Annotated in this window: 14 protein-coding genes; 4 read left to right on the top strand and 10 right to left on the bottom strand. The window is 68.0% G+C overall.

From position 1 onward, the window contains the following. Positions 1-10 precede the first annotated feature (10 nt). Both BBJ41_RS02790 and BBJ41_RS02785 read right to left on the bottom strand, forming a co-directional pair. Entirely contained in the window at positions 11-787 is a 777-nt protein-coding gene (locus tag BBJ41_RS02790) for an SDR family NAD(P)-dependent oxidoreductase (RefSeq protein ID WP_069745221.1), read from the bottom strand. A 59-nt stretch (positions 788-846) separates the two neighbouring features. Further along, positions 847-1,905: an ATP-NAD kinase family protein gene (locus tag BBJ41_RS02785; RefSeq protein ID WP_069745220.1), complete on the bottom strand. Its 1,059-nt coding sequence runs from the start codon at positions 1,903-1,905 to the stop codon at positions 847-849. Between the two features lie 536 nt (positions 1,906-2,441). Here BBJ41_RS02785 and BBJ41_RS02780 point away from each other — a divergent pair. Beyond that, positions 2,442-4,358: a sigma-54-dependent Fis family transcriptional regulator gene (locus BBJ41_RS02780; protein ID WP_069745219.1), complete on the top strand. Its 1,917-nt coding sequence runs from the start codon at positions 2,442-2,444 to the stop codon at positions 4,356-4,358. A gap of 19 nt (positions 4,359-4,377) precedes the next feature. Here the strand turns inward: BBJ41_RS02780 and BBJ41_RS02775 are convergent, their stop codons facing one another. Both BBJ41_RS02775 and BBJ41_RS02770 read right to left on the bottom strand, forming a co-directional pair. After that, on the bottom strand, positions 4,378-4,812 hold the full coding sequence (locus tag BBJ41_RS02775) for a carboxymuconolactone decarboxylase family protein (RefSeq protein WP_069745218.1): 435 nt from the start codon (positions 4,810-4,812) through the stop codon (positions 4,378-4,380). Then, positions 4,796-5,257: a MerR family transcriptional regulator gene (locus tag BBJ41_RS02770; protein ID WP_069745217.1), complete on the bottom strand. Its 462-nt coding sequence runs from the start codon at positions 5,255-5,257 to the stop codon at positions 4,796-4,798. The genes BBJ41_RS02775 and BBJ41_RS02770 overlap by 17 nt, the downstream gene beginning before the upstream one ends. 281 nt (positions 5,258-5,538) lie before the next feature. Here BBJ41_RS02770 and BBJ41_RS02765 point away from each other — a divergent pair, with 281 nt between their 5' ends. Both BBJ41_RS02765 and BBJ41_RS02760 read left to right on the top strand, forming a co-directional pair. Continuing rightward, the gene (locus BBJ41_RS02765) at positions 5,539-6,147 is read left to right on the top strand and encodes a ComEA family DNA-binding protein (protein ID WP_069745216.1); all 609 of its coding nucleotides are present in this window, start codon (positions 5,539-5,541) and stop codon (positions 6,145-6,147) included. An 88-nt stretch (positions 6,148-6,235) separates the two neighbouring features. Next, complete coding sequence (locus tag BBJ41_RS02760; RefSeq protein WP_069745215.1) at positions 6,236-6,673, top strand: YidB family protein; 438 nt, start codon at positions 6,236-6,238, stop codon at positions 6,671-6,673. A 108-nt stretch (positions 6,674-6,781) separates the two neighbouring features. Here the strand turns inward: BBJ41_RS02760 and clpB are convergent, their stop codons facing one another. Both clpB and BBJ41_RS02750 read right to left on the bottom strand, forming a co-directional pair. Beyond that, positions 6,782-9,379, bottom strand: a complete 2,598-nt coding sequence (gene clpB, locus BBJ41_RS02755; RefSeq protein WP_069745214.1) for an ATP-dependent chaperone ClpB — start codon at positions 9,377-9,379, stop codon at positions 6,782-6,784. A gap of 157 nt (positions 9,380-9,536) precedes the next feature. Next, positions 9,537-10,055: an Rrf2 family transcriptional regulator gene (locus tag BBJ41_RS02750; RefSeq protein ID WP_069745213.1), complete on the bottom strand. Its 519-nt coding sequence runs from the start codon at positions 10,053-10,055 to the stop codon at positions 9,537-9,539. Positions 10,056-10,308: 253 nt separating this feature from the next. Here BBJ41_RS02750 and BBJ41_RS02745 point away from each other — a divergent pair, with 253 nt between their 5' ends. Further along, complete coding sequence (locus BBJ41_RS02745; RefSeq protein ID WP_069745212.1) at positions 10,309-10,869, top strand: group III truncated hemoglobin; 561 nt, start codon at positions 10,309-10,311, stop codon at positions 10,867-10,869. Positions 10,870-10,929: 60 nt separating this feature from the next. On the opposite strand, the gene moaE is transcribed toward BBJ41_RS02745, so the two are convergent. From moaE to thrC, 4 genes are all read right to left on the bottom strand, one after another. Then, complete coding sequence (moaE, locus tag BBJ41_RS02740; protein ID WP_069745211.1) at positions 10,930-11,406, bottom strand: molybdopterin synthase catalytic subunit MoaE; 477 nt, start codon at positions 11,404-11,406, stop codon at positions 10,930-10,932. 206 nt (positions 11,407-11,612) lie between these two features. Further along, complete coding sequence (gene moaD, locus BBJ41_RS02735; RefSeq protein ID WP_069745210.1) at positions 11,613-11,870, bottom strand: molybdopterin converting factor subunit 1; 258 nt, start codon at positions 11,868-11,870, stop codon at positions 11,613-11,615. A 19-nt stretch (positions 11,871-11,889) separates the two neighbouring features. Beyond that, positions 11,890-13,137 (bottom strand): molybdopterin molybdotransferase MoeA, encoded by a 1,248-nt coding sequence (locus BBJ41_RS02730; RefSeq protein WP_069745209.1) that lies wholly within the window; start codon positions 13,135-13,137, stop codon positions 11,890-11,892. Positions 13,138-13,426: 289 nt separating this feature from the next. Next, positions 13,427-14,878 (bottom strand): threonine synthase, encoded by a 1,452-nt coding sequence (gene thrC / locus BBJ41_RS02725; RefSeq protein ID WP_069745208.1) that lies wholly within the window; start codon positions 14,876-14,878, stop codon positions 13,427-13,429. Positions 14,879-14,896 lie beyond the last annotated feature (18 nt).

Raw genomic sequence — 14,896 nt, 5'->3', positions numbered from 1 at the left:
CCTGCGGCCGTTAGTGGAACGTGAAGCCGCCGTCGACGTTCACGGCCTGGCCGGTCACGTTGTCCATCGTCGCGAAGAACAGCGCGAGCCGGCCCATGTCTTCGGGCGTCTGCGCACGGCCTTGCGGAATCAGCGTCAGCTGGTGCCGCTGCCACGACGCCTCGACCGATTCGCCGTCGGCCTTCCATTCGTCGGACAGCCGGTCCCACATGTAGGTGCGCACGATGCCGGGGCAGATCGCGTTGACGGTCACGCCGTCGCGCGCAAGCTCCTTCGCGAGCGCGTTCGTGAAACCGACGACCGCGAATTTCGACGCGCTGTAATGGGCGAGATTCGGAAAGCCTTCCTTGCCGGCGATCGACGCGACGTTGATGATCCGGCCGCGGCCCTGCGCCTTCAGCGGCGCGATCGCTGCGCGGCAGCCGAGAAACGTGCCCTTCGCGTTCACGTCCATCACGAAATCCCAGTCGCGTTCGGTGAGCGCCTCGACCGGATGAATGCTGATCACGCCCGCGCAATTCACGAGGATGTCGAGCCGGCCGAGTTCGGCGAGCGCCTGCGCGACCATCGCGTCGACCTGCGCGGCCTGCGTGACGTCGACCTTCGCGACCGCCGCCCGGCGGCCGAGCGCGCGCACCTCGCGCGCGGTGGCGTCGAGCGCGTCGTCGAGCAGGTCGGCCAGCAGGATGTCGGCGCCCGCGCCGGCGAGCGTCAGCGCAATGCCGCGGCCGATGCCGCGCGCGCCGCCCGTGACGATGGCGACCTGTCCTTCGAGTGGGGTTGTCATGGCGATGTCTCCTTGATGATCGATATGGATATCGAAATGTCGTTCGGGAAAACGGGGGCTCAGTCGTGCCATGCGCCGGCATCGCGCAGCAATTGCCGTGAAGACGCGTAGCGCAGCGTGCGGCCGACGTCGACCGTCAGCGGGCCGCGCCAGTCGAGCGAAATCTCGTAGCGGTCGCCGCGTGCGACTTCGATCTCGCGCTCGCCGTCGAACGCGAGCGTGCCGCGCTCGAACGGGATCGCCTGCCATGCGCCCGGCTCGAGCCGCTCGCAGCTGCGCATCACGACGCGATCGACGCGGCCCGGCGCAATCGGCGCGACGAGCGGCGTGCCGGCCGTCTTGCCATCGGCCGCGAAACGCATCGCGAGCCCGTGCGGCGCACTGCGCTCGAGCGGCGCCCACGCGCCGCCGAGCGCGGACAGGCCGATGCCGTCCGGTTCCGCGAAGGTCAGGTAGAGCGCGTCGATGTCGTCGGACCCCGAGATCGCGCGCGCACCGATGAAGCGCTGCCGCGCGGCGCACACGTCGACGAGCGCGATCTCCTCGCGGCCCGGCTGCGCGCCAGCCACGCAGCGCACGACGAGCCGCTTGTTGCGCACGAACGCGATCTCGGCCGGCACCGCGCCGGTCGCGGCTAGCCCCGCCGCGACGCCTGCGACGGTCGCCTCGCGGTGTTCGGGAAACGCATTGTTGGTGCCGGTGGACAGCGCGACGAGCGGCGTCGCGCCGCAGTGCGCGGCCACCGCGCGATGGGTGCCGTCGCCGCCGAGCACGACGATCAGCGCGACTTCCATCCGGTGCAGGTATGCAGCGCCGGCCTGCGTGTCGGCGACGGTATCGGTGATCGGCAGGTCGACGAATTCGACTTCGGGCCAGCGCTCGTGCGGCGCGACCGCACGATGCGTGTCGAGCGCGCGCAGCAGCAGCGTCGCGATGCCCGTCCGGTCTCGCAGCGTCAGCACGCGCTCGACGCCCATCGCGCCGAGGCCGGCCAGCAGGCGCACGATCATGTTCGCTTTCTCGGCCGTCGGGAACACGGATGCATGCGTCGTAAGGCGGCGAATGTCGCGCCCCGAGGCGGGGTTCGCGATTACACCGACGGTAACGGGCGTCGTCACGGATTTGTCTCCATCCAGTGGACCGGCAGCGGCACATTCGCGCCTGCTGCGGCCCTGCCTGTGTCGTCCGCTGCCATCGACGGGCGGCGGATCGTCGTCGCCGACGCAACCGCGCCGACTTGTCCGTGATCTCTGCAAGCGGCGTGCCATCGTGCGTGCGATGACCGCGAAACCCGCGCGCATGCTGGCGCGGCGGGCATGCGCGTATTCCGGATTCGCTGCCGCGACGACGCAGCGCGCGAAGAATCGGCCCGCGCGTCTCACGTGTTCTGTACCGCAGCGCGATCGTCGCGACACCTGCTCCGTCGCGCCACGCTGCCCGCAAACCCAGCGGCATCGCGGCAGTGCGCATGCCGCCGCCTGCCGAACGACTGTCGCGTACCGCGCGTTCGCGTGTCTCAACCGTGCGAGACGCGCCGCGATACCGGTGAGACGAACGTCTCACGCCTTCTGCGTGCTGCGATGCAATGTGATCCGCCGAAGCGGATGTGCTACAAGAACATCGAATTCCCCGCCGTACGGAACCGGAGCCGACCATGCCCTACGCCGTCCCCCAGGCCCAGCACGCCGACCGAGTGCTCGGCGCGCTCGCCGGGCGCCTGCCCGCGCCGGCCGATTCCACGCGCCTCGTGTCGTCGTGGCAACGGTCGCTGGAGCGCTACTGTCTCGACCCCGCTTCGTCGATCGGCCCGCGCGTGCTGACCGCGGCCGAGCTGCGCGAAGTGCGCGACAAGGAGGAGGCTTTCCTGCGCGCGTCGGGCCAGTGCCTGACGCGGCTGCACGACATGATCCGCGTCGCCGACTACTGCGTGATGCTGACCGACGCGCACGGCGTGACGATCGACTACCGGATCGACCGCGAGCGCCGCAACGACTTCCGCCATGCCGGGCTGCACATCGGCTCGTGCTGGTCGGAAAGCGAGGAAGGTACCTGCGGCGTCGCGAGCGTGCTGACCGATCTCGCGCCGATCACCGTGCACAAGACCGATCACTTTCGCGCGGCGTTCACGACGCTCACGTGCAGCGCGGCGCCGATCTTCTCGCCGGGCGGCGAGCTGATCGGCGTGCTCGACGCGTCGGCTGTTCACTCACCCGACGGCCGCGACAGCCAGCGCCTCGTCTACCAGCTCGTGCGGCAGAGCGCGGCGCTGATCGAGGACGGCTACTTCGTGCACAGCACCGCGCAGCACTGGATATTGTTCGGGCATCCGAACCGTCACTACGTCGAAGCGCAACCCGAATGGCTGATCGCGTTCGACGAATGCGGCAATATCGTCGCCGCGAACCGGCACGCGCGCGATGCGCTGCCGGCGCTGCGCGAGCCGCGTCATATCGACGAGATTTTCGATGCGACCGAGATGCCGCTGCGCGATGCCGCGCGGCTCGATGCAATCGTCGCGCTGCGGCTGCGCGCGACCGGCGCGCCGCTCTATGCGCGACTGCGTGCGCCGCTGCGGCGCGCCGGCCGCGAACCCGGCACGACGCCGCGCCGCGCCGGCACCGCGCCACGCCACGTCGGCGCGCTGACGCCGTTCCTGCACAGCAGCGACCCGCGCATCGCACAGCAGGCCGAACTCGCGCTACGCGTCGCGAGCAAGCGGCTGCCGATTCTCGTGCTCGGCGAAACCGGTGCGGGGAAGGAAGTATTCGCGCGCGCGCTCCACGACGCCGGCGCGCGGCGCGCGCGACCGTTCGTCGCCGTCAACTGCGGCGCGCTGCCGGAAGCGCTGATCGAGAGCGAACTGTTCGGCTATGCGGCCGGCGCGTTCACCGGCGCGCGCAAGCATGGCGCGCGCGGCAAGATCGCGCTCGCCGACGGCGGCACGCTGTTTCTCGATGAAATCGGCGACATGCCGCTCGCGCTGCAGACGCGGTTGTTACGCGTGCTCGCCGACGGCGAGGTCGTGCCGCTCGGCAGCGACACACCCGTGCGCGTCGATCTCGACGTGATCTGCGCGACGCACCGCGATCTCGCGCGGATGGTTGCCGACGGCACGTTCCGGGAAGATCTGTACTACCGGCTGAGCGGCGCGACGTTCGAGCTGCCGCCGCTGCGCGAGCGCGCGGACGTGCGCGACGTGATCGCCACCGTGTTCGCCGAGGAAGCGCAAGCGACCGGCCATGTGCTCATGCTCGACGCAACGCTCGCCGAACAGCTCGCCGCCTACCCGTGGCCCGGCAACGTGCGGCAACTGCGCAACGTGCTGCGTTATGCGTGCGCCGTGTGCGACGCCGCGCGCGTGACGTCGCGCGATCTGCCGGCCGACCTCGCCGCGCAGCTCGGCGGCACCCCGGCCGGCGCGCTGCCCGACGACGAACGCGGCCGCATCGTCGCGGCGCTCACCGCGCACCGCTGGCGGCCCGACGCGGCGGCGCAGGCGCTCGGCATCTCGCGCGCAACGCTGTACCGGCGGATCGCGAAGCACCGGATCGTCGCGCCGCACCGCGCGTGACGCGCGGGCGCGGGCCCCGTCACGCAACCTGCCCGGCCACGTCGTTCACCTTGTCTGCCTCGCCGGCCGCTTCGTCCAGCGCCGCGAACACCTCGCGCGCAGCGAACAGGGCGTTGAGCGCGGCCGGGAAACCCGCATACACCGACATCTGCATAAACACCTCGACGATCTCGTCGCGCGTGCAGCCGACGTTCAGCGCGGCCTCGATATGCACCTTCAACTGCGGCTGCGCGTTGCCGAGCGCGGCCAGCGCCGAGATCGTCGCAATCTCGCGCGCCTTCAGGTCGAGCTGCGGCCGGCTGTAGATGTCGCCGAAGCTGAACTCGACCAGCAGCCGTGCGAAGTCCGGCGCGATCGGCGCAAGCGCTGCGATCACGCGTTCGCCCACCTCGCCGTCGATTTCCTTCAGTTTGTTCCAGCCGCGCGTGTAGCGATCTTCAACGAGTCGTTCCATGGTGTCCGTCCTGTTCCGATAAAGCGTGAGAAGGATTTGCCCGTCGTTCCGCTTCGCGTTCCTGCGCCTCGTAGTACGCGATCTTGTCGCCGATCGCGTCGAGGCTCGCCTGCAACTCCGCGATATGCGCCCGCACCGCGTCGCGATGCGCAACCAGCAACCGACGCCGCGCGCCGAACGTCGGCTCGCCTTGCGCGCGCAGTGCCGCGAACTGCTGCATCTGCGCGATCGGCATACCGGTCGCCTTCAGGCGCATCACGAAGGCCAGCCAGTCCAGGTCGGCCGGCGCATAGAGCCGGTGCCCGGCCGCCGTGCGCGAAATCGCGCGCAGCAGCCCGGCCTGCTCGTAATACCGCAACGTGTGCGTCGACACGCCGGTCAGCTCGGCGACCTGGCCGATCGTCAGCGGACCGGCGGCAGAAGGTTTCGATACGGTTTTCGACATGGCAGGATCAAGGTTAGGAGTTAGAGTTCACTCTAAGTCAAGCCTTGTCGAACGACCAGTGCGGCATTAACCGGCGACACCGTAAAGAATGGTCAAAATCGGCTTCCGGCACGGCTTTCAGCCTTTACAGCGGCGCAAGCCTTCAGCAAGATTCGGTCAGCCTGTCTTAAAAAGGGCACGCATTTGTCCTATGCTTAACGGCGACGCCCGGCCGCGTGCCGTCCCGCCGTCCGTTGCAACAGCCATTCATCCGTCAGAGTCAGAACCAGGGAGCCTTTGCCATGCTGAAAAAGCTGCTGATGCTGTTCGTCGCGCTATCGCTGTCGCTCGCCGCAGGCCTTGCCGCGGCCGTCGAAGTCAACTCGGCTGACCAGGCCGCGCTCGAATCCGTGAAGGGTCTCGGGCCCGTGAAGTCGAAAGCGATCATCGACGAACGCACCAAGAACGGCCCGTTCAAGGACGCCGACGATCTCGCGAACCGCGTGAAGGGTCTCGGCACGAAATCGGTTGGGCATCTCGAGGAAAACGGCCTGACGATCGGCGGTTCGTCGGCGCCGCCGAAGGGCGTGAAGCTGTCGAAGCCGGCCGCGACGGCACCGGCCACCACCCCGGCGGCGACGACGGCAGGCACCGCGTCGACCTCCACCACGACGGCCGGCACGACGGCAACGGCGCCGACGCCGGCAGCCAGCGCGCCGGATGCGGCAACGAAGCCGGCCAAGGCCAAGCGCGCATCGAAGAAGGAAAAGGCTGCGGCAGCAGCGGCGGCATCCGCCGATGCGGGTGCGAGCGCACCGGCCGCGGCATCGTCCGCGAAGGCCGCGAAGGGGTCGAAGAAGAAGAGCAAGAAGGACAAGGCAGCCTCCGCCGCCGCGGCGTCGGGCGCCTGATGTGCGCCGCGCGCGCGACGGCGTGCGCGCGGCATTCGTTCAACGGGCGCCGTCATCCCGGCGCCCTTATCGGTAAAGGTGAAGAACCATGGGTCTCCTCGACATCGTCGGCGGTCTGATCGGCGGCCAGGCCGGCGGCAACTCGCAAAACGCGCTCATCACGACCGCGCTCGAATTCATCAACAACCAGCCGGGCGGCCTGAACGGCCTGATCGAGAAGTTCAAGGCAGGCGGCGCCGGCGACATCATCGGCTCGTGGGTCGGCAACGGCCAGAACCAGCCGATTTCGCCGGACGCACTGCAGAACGTGCTTGGCTCGGACGCGATCGGCGCGCTGGCGAGCAAGTTCGGCGTCGATCCGTCGATGGCATCGACCGTCCTCGCCCAGGTGCTGCCGCACGTCGTCAACCACGCGACGCCGGACGGCGCCGTGCCGGCCGACGGCCAGGCCCAGGTCGATCCGTCGAACGTGCTCGGCTCGCTGTCGCAGCTCGCCGGCCTGTTCGGCGGCAACAAGCAGGGCTGAGCCCCCGCCGCGGCCTTTTGGCCGCCCCATATGCAAACACCCCGCCGAGGCGGGGTGTTTGTTTTTGCGCGCCCGGCGCGAACCGGGCGGGCGGCCGACGGCCTGCGATCAGTGCACGACGCGGTCGAACACGAACTTGCCGTCGTTGACGTCGACCGGAATCACGTCCTTCGGACCGAAGCGGCCCGCGAGGATCAGCTTCGCGACCGGGTTCTCGATCTCCTGCTGGATCGCGCGCTTCAGCGGCCGCGCGCCGAACAGCGGATCGTAGCCGACCTTCCCGATCTGCTCGAGCGCCGCTTCCGACACGTCGAGCGACATATCGAGCTTCGCGAGCCGATCGTGCAGGCGCGCCAGCTGGATCTTCGCGATCGACTCGATGTTGCTGCGATCGAGCGCGTGGAACACGACGACGTCGTCGATCCGGTTCAGGAACTCGGGGCGGAAATGCTGCTTCACCTCGAGCCACACCGCATCCTTGATCTCGTCCTGCGGCGCCCCCGTCATGGCCTGGATCACCTGCGAGCCGAGGTTCGACGTCATCACGATCACCGTGTTCTTGAAGTCGACCGTGCGCCCCTGCCCGTCCGTCATGCGGCCGTCGTCGAGCACCTGCAGCAGCACGTTGAACACGTCCGGGTGCGCCTTCTCGATCTCGTCGAGCAGGATCACGCTGTACGGCTTGCGGCGCACGGCTTCCGTCAGGTAGCCGCCTTCCTCGTAGCCGACGTAGCCCGGCGGCGCGCCGATCAGCCGCGCGACGCTGTGCTTCTCCATGAACTCGCTCATGTCGATGCGGATCAGGTGCTCTTCCGAATCGAACAGGAACGACGCCAGCGCCTTGCACAGCTCGGTCTTGCCGACACCCGTCGGGCCGAGGAACAGGAACGAGCCGTACGGACGGTTCGGATCGGCGAGACCCGCGCGCGAACGGCGGATCGCGTCGGCCACCGCGGTGATCGCCTCGTCCTGGCCGACCACGCGCTCGTGCAGCTTTTCCTCGATGTGCAGCAGCTTCTCGCGTTCGCCCTGCATCATCCGCGACACGGGAATCCCCGTCGAACGCGACACGACTTCCGCGATTTCCTCCGCGCCGACCTGCGTGCGCAGCAGGCGCGGACGCGTCGGGTTGTGCTGCTCCTGCTCTTCGGCCTGCGTGACCTGCTTCAGTTGCGCCTCGAGTTGCGGCAGCTTGCCGTACTGCAGTTCGGCGACCTTCTCCAGCTTGCCGTCACGCTGCAGCCGCGCGATGTCCGCACGCACCTTCTCGATCTCTTCCTTGAGCTGCGCGCTGCCCTGCACCGCGGCCTTCTCGGCGGTCCAGATCTCGTCGAGGTCCGCATATTCGCGGCCGAGGCGATCGATCTCTTCCTCGATCAGCTGCAGACGCTTCTGCGACGCTTCGTCCTGCTCCTTCTTCACCGCTTCGCGCTCGATCTTCAGCTGGATCAGCCGGCGGTCGAGCTTGTCCATCTCTTCGGGCTTCGAATCGATTTCCATCTTGATCTTCGAGGCAGCCTCGTCGATCAGGTCGATCGCCTTGTCGGGCAGGAAGCGGTCGGTGATGTAGCGATGCGACAGCTCGGCCGCGGCGACGATCGCCGGGTCGGTGATGTCCACGCCGTGGTGCAGTTCGTACTTCTCCTGCAGCCCGCGCAGGATCGCGATCGTCGCCTCGACGCTCGGCTCGTCGACGAGCACCTTCTGGAAGCGGCGCTCGAGCGCGGCGTCCTTCTCGATGTACTTGCGGTATTCGTCGAGCGTGGTCGCGCCGATGCAGTGCAGCTCGCCGCGCGACAGCGCCGGCTTCAGCATGTTGCCCGCATCCATCGCGCCTTCGGCCTTGCCCGCGCCGACCATCGTGTGGATCTCGTCGATGAAGACGATCGTCTGGCCTTCGTCCTTCGCAATGTCGTTGAGCACGGCCTTCAGGCGCTCCTCGAACTCGCCGCGATACTTCGCGCCCGCGAGCAGCGCGGCCATGTCGAGCGACAGCACGCGCTTGCCCTTCAGCGTCTCGGGCACTTCGCCGTTGACGATGCGCTGCGCGAGCCCTTCGACGATCGCCGTCTTGCCGACGCCCGGCTCGCCGATCAGCACCGGGTTGTTCTTCGTGCGGCGCTGCAGGATCTGGATCGAGCGGCGGATTTCGTCGTCGCGGCCGATCACCGGATCGAGCTTGCCCGAACGGGCACGTTCGGTCAGGTCGACCGTGTATTTCTTCAGCGCCTCGCGCTGGCTTTCAGCGTCCTGGCTGTGCACCTGCGAGCCGCCGCGCACGGCCGCGATCGCGGCTTCGAGCGACTTGCGCGTGAGGCCGTGCTGACGCGCGAGCTTGCCGGCTTCGCCCTTGTCGTCGGCGACGGCGAGCAGGAACATCTCGCTCGCGATGAACGTGTCGTTGAGCTTCTGCGCTTCCTTGTCGGCCTGGTTCAGCAGCCCGGCCAACTCGCGGCCGATCTGGATGTCCCCGCCCGTGCCCGTCACTTGCGGCAGGCGCGAAATCGCCTCGTTCAGCGCGCCTTGCAGCGCCTGAATGTGAACACCCGCGCGCGACATCAGCGAGCGGGCGGAACCGTCCTGCTGCGCGACCAGCGCGGCCAGCACGTGAACGGGTTCGATGTATTGATTGTCGCGGCCAGCCGCGAGGCTTTGCGCGTCAGAGAGTGCTTCCTGGAACTTGGTGGTGAGCTTGTCGATTCTCATTTAGTCGAGACCTCCAATTTTCGATTAACACCAAGGTGAGGATGGTTATGCAGGTTTCAAGCGAAATTCGGGTTGATTCAGCGCAAAAATTGCCGGATGGCGATAGCGTGGCCCGGGAGCGGGCCGCGGGCGGACCGCGGAACGCGGTGCCCGCGTGTCAGCCAGCCGTCGACGGCGGCTCGATGGTCGCAGGCGATTCGTCGGGCGACGGTTCGGCGCGCACGAGCCCGACCGGGCGGATGCCGAGCAATGCCATCAGCGGCGACGCGGGTTCGATCAGCTCGCCGAGCGTATGACGATCGAGTTCGGCGAAGAACGCATCGCGTGCGGCCGCCAGCACGCCCTTCAGGCGGCACTGCGGCTCGATCACGCAGCCGCGCGACTCACCGTTCTCGGCCGGGAAGCAGCCGACCAGCGCGAAGTCGCTCTCGGTCGCGCGCACGACCTGGCCAACCGTCAGTTGCAGCGATTCGGGGAACAGCCGCAGCCCGCCATTGCGGCCACGAACCGTGTCGACCCATCCAAGCTCGCCGAGCTGCTGCACGACTTTCATCAGATGGTTCTTCGAGATGCCGTAGGCATCCGAAATTTCCTGGATCGTCGCGAGCCCCTCGCCGCGCACGGCCAGGTACAGCATCACGCGCAGCGAATAGTCGGTGTAGTCGGTGAGTCTCATGAGCGAATGCGGAAAAAATCGATCGTGCCCCGATCATGCAGACCGGGCCGGTCGGGACGCGCGCCGGACCGGCTGACGGTCCCGTTTCGCGGCCCCGGGTTGCCCGGATGGCGCGCGCGCAATAAGATGCATGGCATCAGCACGTTTTTCAGGGGGTAGTGGACGCTATTTTGCGTCAAAATCCTGCCGGCGTCCTGCATGTTGCTCGCGCCACCGCCCCGCCGCTGCCTGGATCATCCCGGCCCTTTTTGCCATGACCGCCATACCCGCCTCGCCCGATACCGCCCCGGCCCGCCCTCGCGACGCCGAGCCGACCGAAGACAACATTCGCGATCTCGTCTACGCGTTCTACGACCGCGTGCGCGCCGATTCGCTGCTCGGGCCCGTGTTCGACGCGAAACTGGCCGGCCGCTGGGACGACCATCTGCCGAAGATGGTCACGTTCTGGTCGAGCCTCGTGCTCGGCACCAAGGGCTATCGCGGCAACGTGCAGCAGGCGCACCAGCCGCTCGACGGGATCGAACCCGCCCATTTCAGCCGCTGGCTGTCGCTGTTCCTGAAAACCGTCGAGGCGCGCTACGCGCCGCCCGCGGCGGTGCGCTTCATGGAACCCGCATTGCGGATCGCGCAGAGCCTGCAGTTGAGCCGCTTCGGCTGGGATTACCGGATTCCGCCCGAGCAGCAGGCGCTGCTCGATGCGATCGCGCCGCGCCGCCGCGATGCGGGCGACGATCCGCATGCGTTGCCGTCGCGCGCCCGCGGCGAGCCGTTCCCGACGAAGATCATCGGGCGCAGCGCCGATCCGGACGCGTAACGCGCGGCGCGCAGCGAATGCGCGCCTGCGGCATGGCGCCGCATCGCACGAACGCCGTGCTCAGCTTCGCGTGTTGCCCGATTCGACGCCCCAGCGCGCGAGCGCTGCATCGTCGGCGGTACGCGCATCGACCCAGCGCTCGCCGTCCGGCGTCGTTTCCTTCTTCCAGAACGGCGCCTCGGTCTTCAGATAGTCCATCACGAACTCGCACGACGCGAACGCATCGCCGCGGTGTGCGGCGACCGTCGCCACCATCACGATCTGGTCGAGCGGATGAAGCTTGCCGACGCGATGCACGATCGCGACGTCGATGCCCGGCCAGCGCCGGCCGGCCTCGACGGCGATCTTCTCGAGCGCCTTCTCGGTCATCCCCGGATAGTGCTCGAGCTCCATCGCGGCGACCGAGTCGCCTTCGTTCAGGTCGCGCACCGTGCCGACGAAGCATGCGACCGCGCCGATCTTCGGGTTGCGCGCGCGCAACGCCGTCACTTCGGCGTTCAGATCGAAATCGTCGGTCTGGATTCGTATCGTTGCCATTACCCTTCCCTGTCGACCAGAGTTGGCGCTTTAGCGCTTACTCTGGTCCCATGCTTCGCGGTCGACCAGAGTTGGCGCTTTAGCGCTTACTCTGGTCCCATGCTTCGCGGTCGACCAGAGTTGGCGCTTTAGCGCTTACTCTGGTCCCATGCTTCGCGGTCGACCAGAGTTGGCGCTTTAGCGCTTACTCTGGCCCCATGCAAAGCTCAGCCGCCCGTCACCGGCGGAAAGAACGCGACCTCGCAACCCTCGGTGATCCGCGTGCCCGGATCGGTCATCTCGTGGTTGCACGCCATGCGCAACGCGCGCCCTTCGGCGAGCGTTTCGGCCCACGCGCCGCCGCGCACGCGCAGCCACGCGCGCACGTCGCCGACGGTCGTCACGCTGTCGGGCACGTCGGCCTGTTCGTCGGCAACGCCGAGTGCTTCTCGGACGCTGGCAAAAAATTTCAGCTGAATCTTCATGGTTCGGGAAGCCGTCGCGTTACGACAGCAGTTCGGAAAACGGAATGAAACGCACGGTCTCGCCCGCGCTGATCGCGTGCTGCGGCGGATTGTCGATCAGGCCGTCGCCCCAGACCGTCGACGTCAGTACCGCCGAGCTCTGGTTCGGGAACAGATCGAGGCCGCCGGCCGCGTTCACGCGCGCGCGCAGGAATTCGTTGCGGCGATCGCCCTTGTTCTGCGAAAAATCGGCGCGCAGCGACAGCGCGCGCGGCGCGACGTCGCGCACGCCGGACAGGCGCAGCAGGAACGGCCGGACGAACAGCAGGAACGTGACGAAGCTCGACACGGGGTTGCCCGGCAATCCGATGAAGTGCGCATCGGCGCGGCCGTCGCCGCGGCGCACCGCGCCGTACGCGAGCGGCTTGCCGGGCTTCATCGCGATCTGCCACAGCGCGAGCCGCCCTTCGGCTTCGACGGCCGGCTTCACGTGATCCTCGTCGCCGACCGATACGCCGCCGCTCGTCAGGATCACGTCGTGATCGCGCGCGGCCTCGCGCAGCGTGTCGCGCGTCGCGGCGAGCGAATCGGGCACGATCCCGTAGTCGGTCACGTGGCAGCCGAGCCGCTCCAGCAGCCCGCGCAGCGTGAAGCGGTTCGAGTTGTAGATCGCGCCGGGCTTCAGCGGCTCGCCCGGCATCGTCAGCTCGTCGCCGGTGAAGAACACCGCGACGCGAAGCCGGCGCGCGACCTGCAACTGCGCGCAGCCGACCGACGCCGCGAGGCCGAGCGCCTGCGGCGTGAGCCGCGTGCCGGCCGGCAGGATCACCGAGCCTTGCCGGATATCCGCACCCTGCGCGGTAATCCACTCACCCGCCTTCGGCGTATGCAGGATCTCGACCGCATCGCCTTCGGCCGACGCCTGCTCCTGCATCACGACGGCATCGGCGCCGGGCGGCACCGTCGCGCCGGTGAAGATCCGCGCAGCCGTGCCCGCCGCGAGCGGCGCGGCCGGATGGCCGGCCGGAATGCGCTGCGACACGGGCAAACGCCGCTCGCCGTGCAACAGATCGGCGACGCGCACCGCATAACCGTCCATCGCGCTCGTATGCATCGGCGGCACATCGAGCGGCGAGCTCACGTCGGTGGCCAGCACGCGGCCGAGCGCATCGAGCGTGGCGACGGTTTCGGTGCCGGCCAGCGGCTTCGCGGCATCGAGCAGCGCGGCGAGCGCTTCGGCGGTCGACAGCATCGGCGCGCGCGGCGCCGCGGGATTCGGGTTCGACATCGATGGAATCGGGGATCGTTGGATTCAATACGTCATTGTAGCGACGCCGTCGCGCGGACGCGCGATATGGCGGTCATGCGGAAACTGTGATCGTCGCGAATGCGCGGGTCTGGCACTGGTTTCGTTTCGGACGAGTTGCGGCGGCAGACACGCGGCGCGCCGCAAAACGCACACGCATCGCGGAACCGCGCCGCCGAACCCGCCAAATGAAACGGCCGGAACCCCGATCCGTTCGACGAATCGGCATTCCGGCCGTCCTGCGCTGCCGGGCCAGCGGCCCGGCCGTGCGTCATGCGCCCGTATGCGCGGCGATGAAGCCCTTCACCTGCTGTGCGTCGGCCTTCACGACCTCGAAACGCTGCGGCAGCGCCTCGAGCCCGTCGAATGCGGCCGGCCGCTCGGCTTCGCGATCGAGCGCTTCGCGGATCGTCTCGCCGAACTTGATCGGCTGTGCCGTCTCGAGCACGACCATCGGCACGCCCGCGTCGAGATGCTCGCGCGCGACCTTCACGCCGTCGGCCGTGTGCGTATCGATCATCGTGTCGTAGCGCGAGAACACGTCGCGAATCGTTGCGATGCGATCGATGTGACTGCTGCGGCCCGACACGAAACCGAACTCGGCGACGCGCGAAAAATCACCGCTCGCCGCGAGATCGAAGCCGCCCTTCTCCTCGACGTCGCGGAACAGTTGCATCACGCGCGCCGGATCGCGGCCGAGCAGGTCGAACACGAAGCGCTCGAAGTTGGACGCCTTCGAGATGTCCATGCTCGGGCTACTCGTGTGATACGTGTTCTCGGCGCTGCGCACGCGATACGCGCCCGTGCGGAAGAACTCGTCGAGCACGTCGTTCTCGTTGGTCGCGACCACGAGCTTCGCGATCGGCAGGCCCATCATGCGCGCGATGTGGCCAGCGCACACGTTGCCGAAGTTGCCCGACGGCACCGTGAACGACACGCGCTCGTCGTTGGACTGCGTCGCCGCGAAATAGCCCTTGAAGTAGTACACGACCTGCGCGACGACGCGCGCCCAGTTGATCGAGTTGACGGTGCCGATCTTCTGCTGCGCCTTGAACGCGTGGTCGTTCGACACGGCCTTCACGATGTCCTGGCAATCGTCGAACACGCCTTCGACCGCGAGGTTGAAGATGTTCGGATCCTGCAGGCTGAACATCTGGGCCGTCTGGAACGCGCTCATCTTCTTGTGCGGCGACAGCATGAATACGCGCACGCCGGCCTTGCCGCGCATCGCATACTCGGCCGCGCTGCCCGTGTCGCCCGACGTCGCGCCGAGGATGTTCAGCGCCTCGCCGTGCTTCGCGAGCGTGTACTCGAACAGGTTGCCGAGCAGCTGCATCGCCATGTCCTTGAACGCGAGCGTCGGGCCGTTCGACAGTTCGAGCAGCGACAGCGCCGCGCCGTTCTCGGTACCGAGCGTCTTCAGCGGCGTGATGTCGGCGGCGTTCTCGCCGTGGCGCGTGTTGCTGTACACGGCAGCCGTGTACGTGCGGCGCGTGATCGCGCGCAGGTCGTCGGCCGGCACGTCGTCGCAGAACTTCGACAGGATCTCGAAGGCGAGATCCGCGTACGACAGCGTGCGCCAGCGCGCGAGCTCGTCGGCGGACACCTTCGGGTACTCGGACGGCAGGTAGAGCCCGCCGTCCTTCGCGAGACCGCCGAGCAGGATGTCGGAGAACGTATGGCGCTCGCCGATGCCGGCGCCGCGCGTGGAGATGTAGTTCATGGGTTCGTCCTCAGCGCG

Source organism: Burkholderia stabilis, from assembly GCF_001742165.1.
GTDB classification, from domain to species: Bacteria; Pseudomonadota; Gammaproteobacteria; order Burkholderiales; family Burkholderiaceae; genus Burkholderia; species Burkholderia stabilis.
The sequence above is the reverse complement of the archived record's forward strand: the minus strand, read 5'-3'. Positions and strand labels throughout refer to the sequence as shown.

Bases quoted from the DNA above. Each gene is read 5' to 3' on its own strand.
- BBJ41_RS02790 (WP_069745221.1), bottom strand. From the start codon at position 787: ATGACAACCCCACTCGAAGGACAGGTCGCCATCGTCACGGGCGGCGCG.
- BBJ41_RS02780 (WP_069745219.1), top strand. From the start codon at position 2,442: ATGCCCTACGCCGTCCCCCAGGCCCAGCACGCCGACCGAGTGCTCGGC.
- BBJ41_RS02775 (WP_069745218.1), bottom strand. From the start codon at position 4,812: ATGGAACGACTCGTTGAAGATCGCTACACGCGCGGCTGGAACAAACTG.
- BBJ41_RS02770 (WP_069745217.1), bottom strand. From the start codon at position 5,257: ATGTCGAAAACCGTATCGAAACCTTCTGCCGCCGGTCCGCTGACGATC.
- BBJ41_RS02765 (WP_069745216.1), top strand. From the start codon at position 5,539: ATGCTGAAAAAGCTGCTGATGCTGTTCGTCGCGCTATCGCTGTCGCTC.
- BBJ41_RS02760 (WP_069745215.1), top strand. From the start codon at position 6,236: ATGGGTCTCCTCGACATCGTCGGCGGTCTGATCGGCGGCCAGGCCGGC.
- clpB (WP_069745214.1), bottom strand. From the start codon at position 9,379: ATGAGAATCGACAAGCTCACCACCAAGTTCCAGGAAGCACTCTCTGAC.
- BBJ41_RS02750 (WP_069745213.1), bottom strand. From the start codon at position 10,055: ATGAGACTCACCGACTACACCGACTATTCGCTGCGCGTGATGCTGTAC.
- BBJ41_RS02745 (WP_069745212.1), top strand. From the start codon at position 10,309: ATGACCGCCATACCCGCCTCGCCCGATACCGCCCCGGCCCGCCCTCGC.
- moaE (WP_069745211.1), bottom strand. From the start codon at position 11,406: ATGGCAACGATACGAATCCAGACCGACGATTTCGATCTGAACGCCGAA.
- moaD (WP_069745210.1), bottom strand. From the start codon at position 11,870: ATGAAGATTCAGCTGAAATTTTTTGCCAGCGTCCGAGAAGCACTCGGC.
- BBJ41_RS02730 (WP_069745209.1), bottom strand. From the start codon at position 13,137: ATGTCGAACCCGAATCCCGCGGCGCCGCGCGCGCCGATGCTGTCGACC.
- thrC (WP_069745208.1), bottom strand. From the start codon at position 14,878: ATGAACTACATCTCCACGCGCGGCGCCGGCATCGGCGAGCGCCATACG.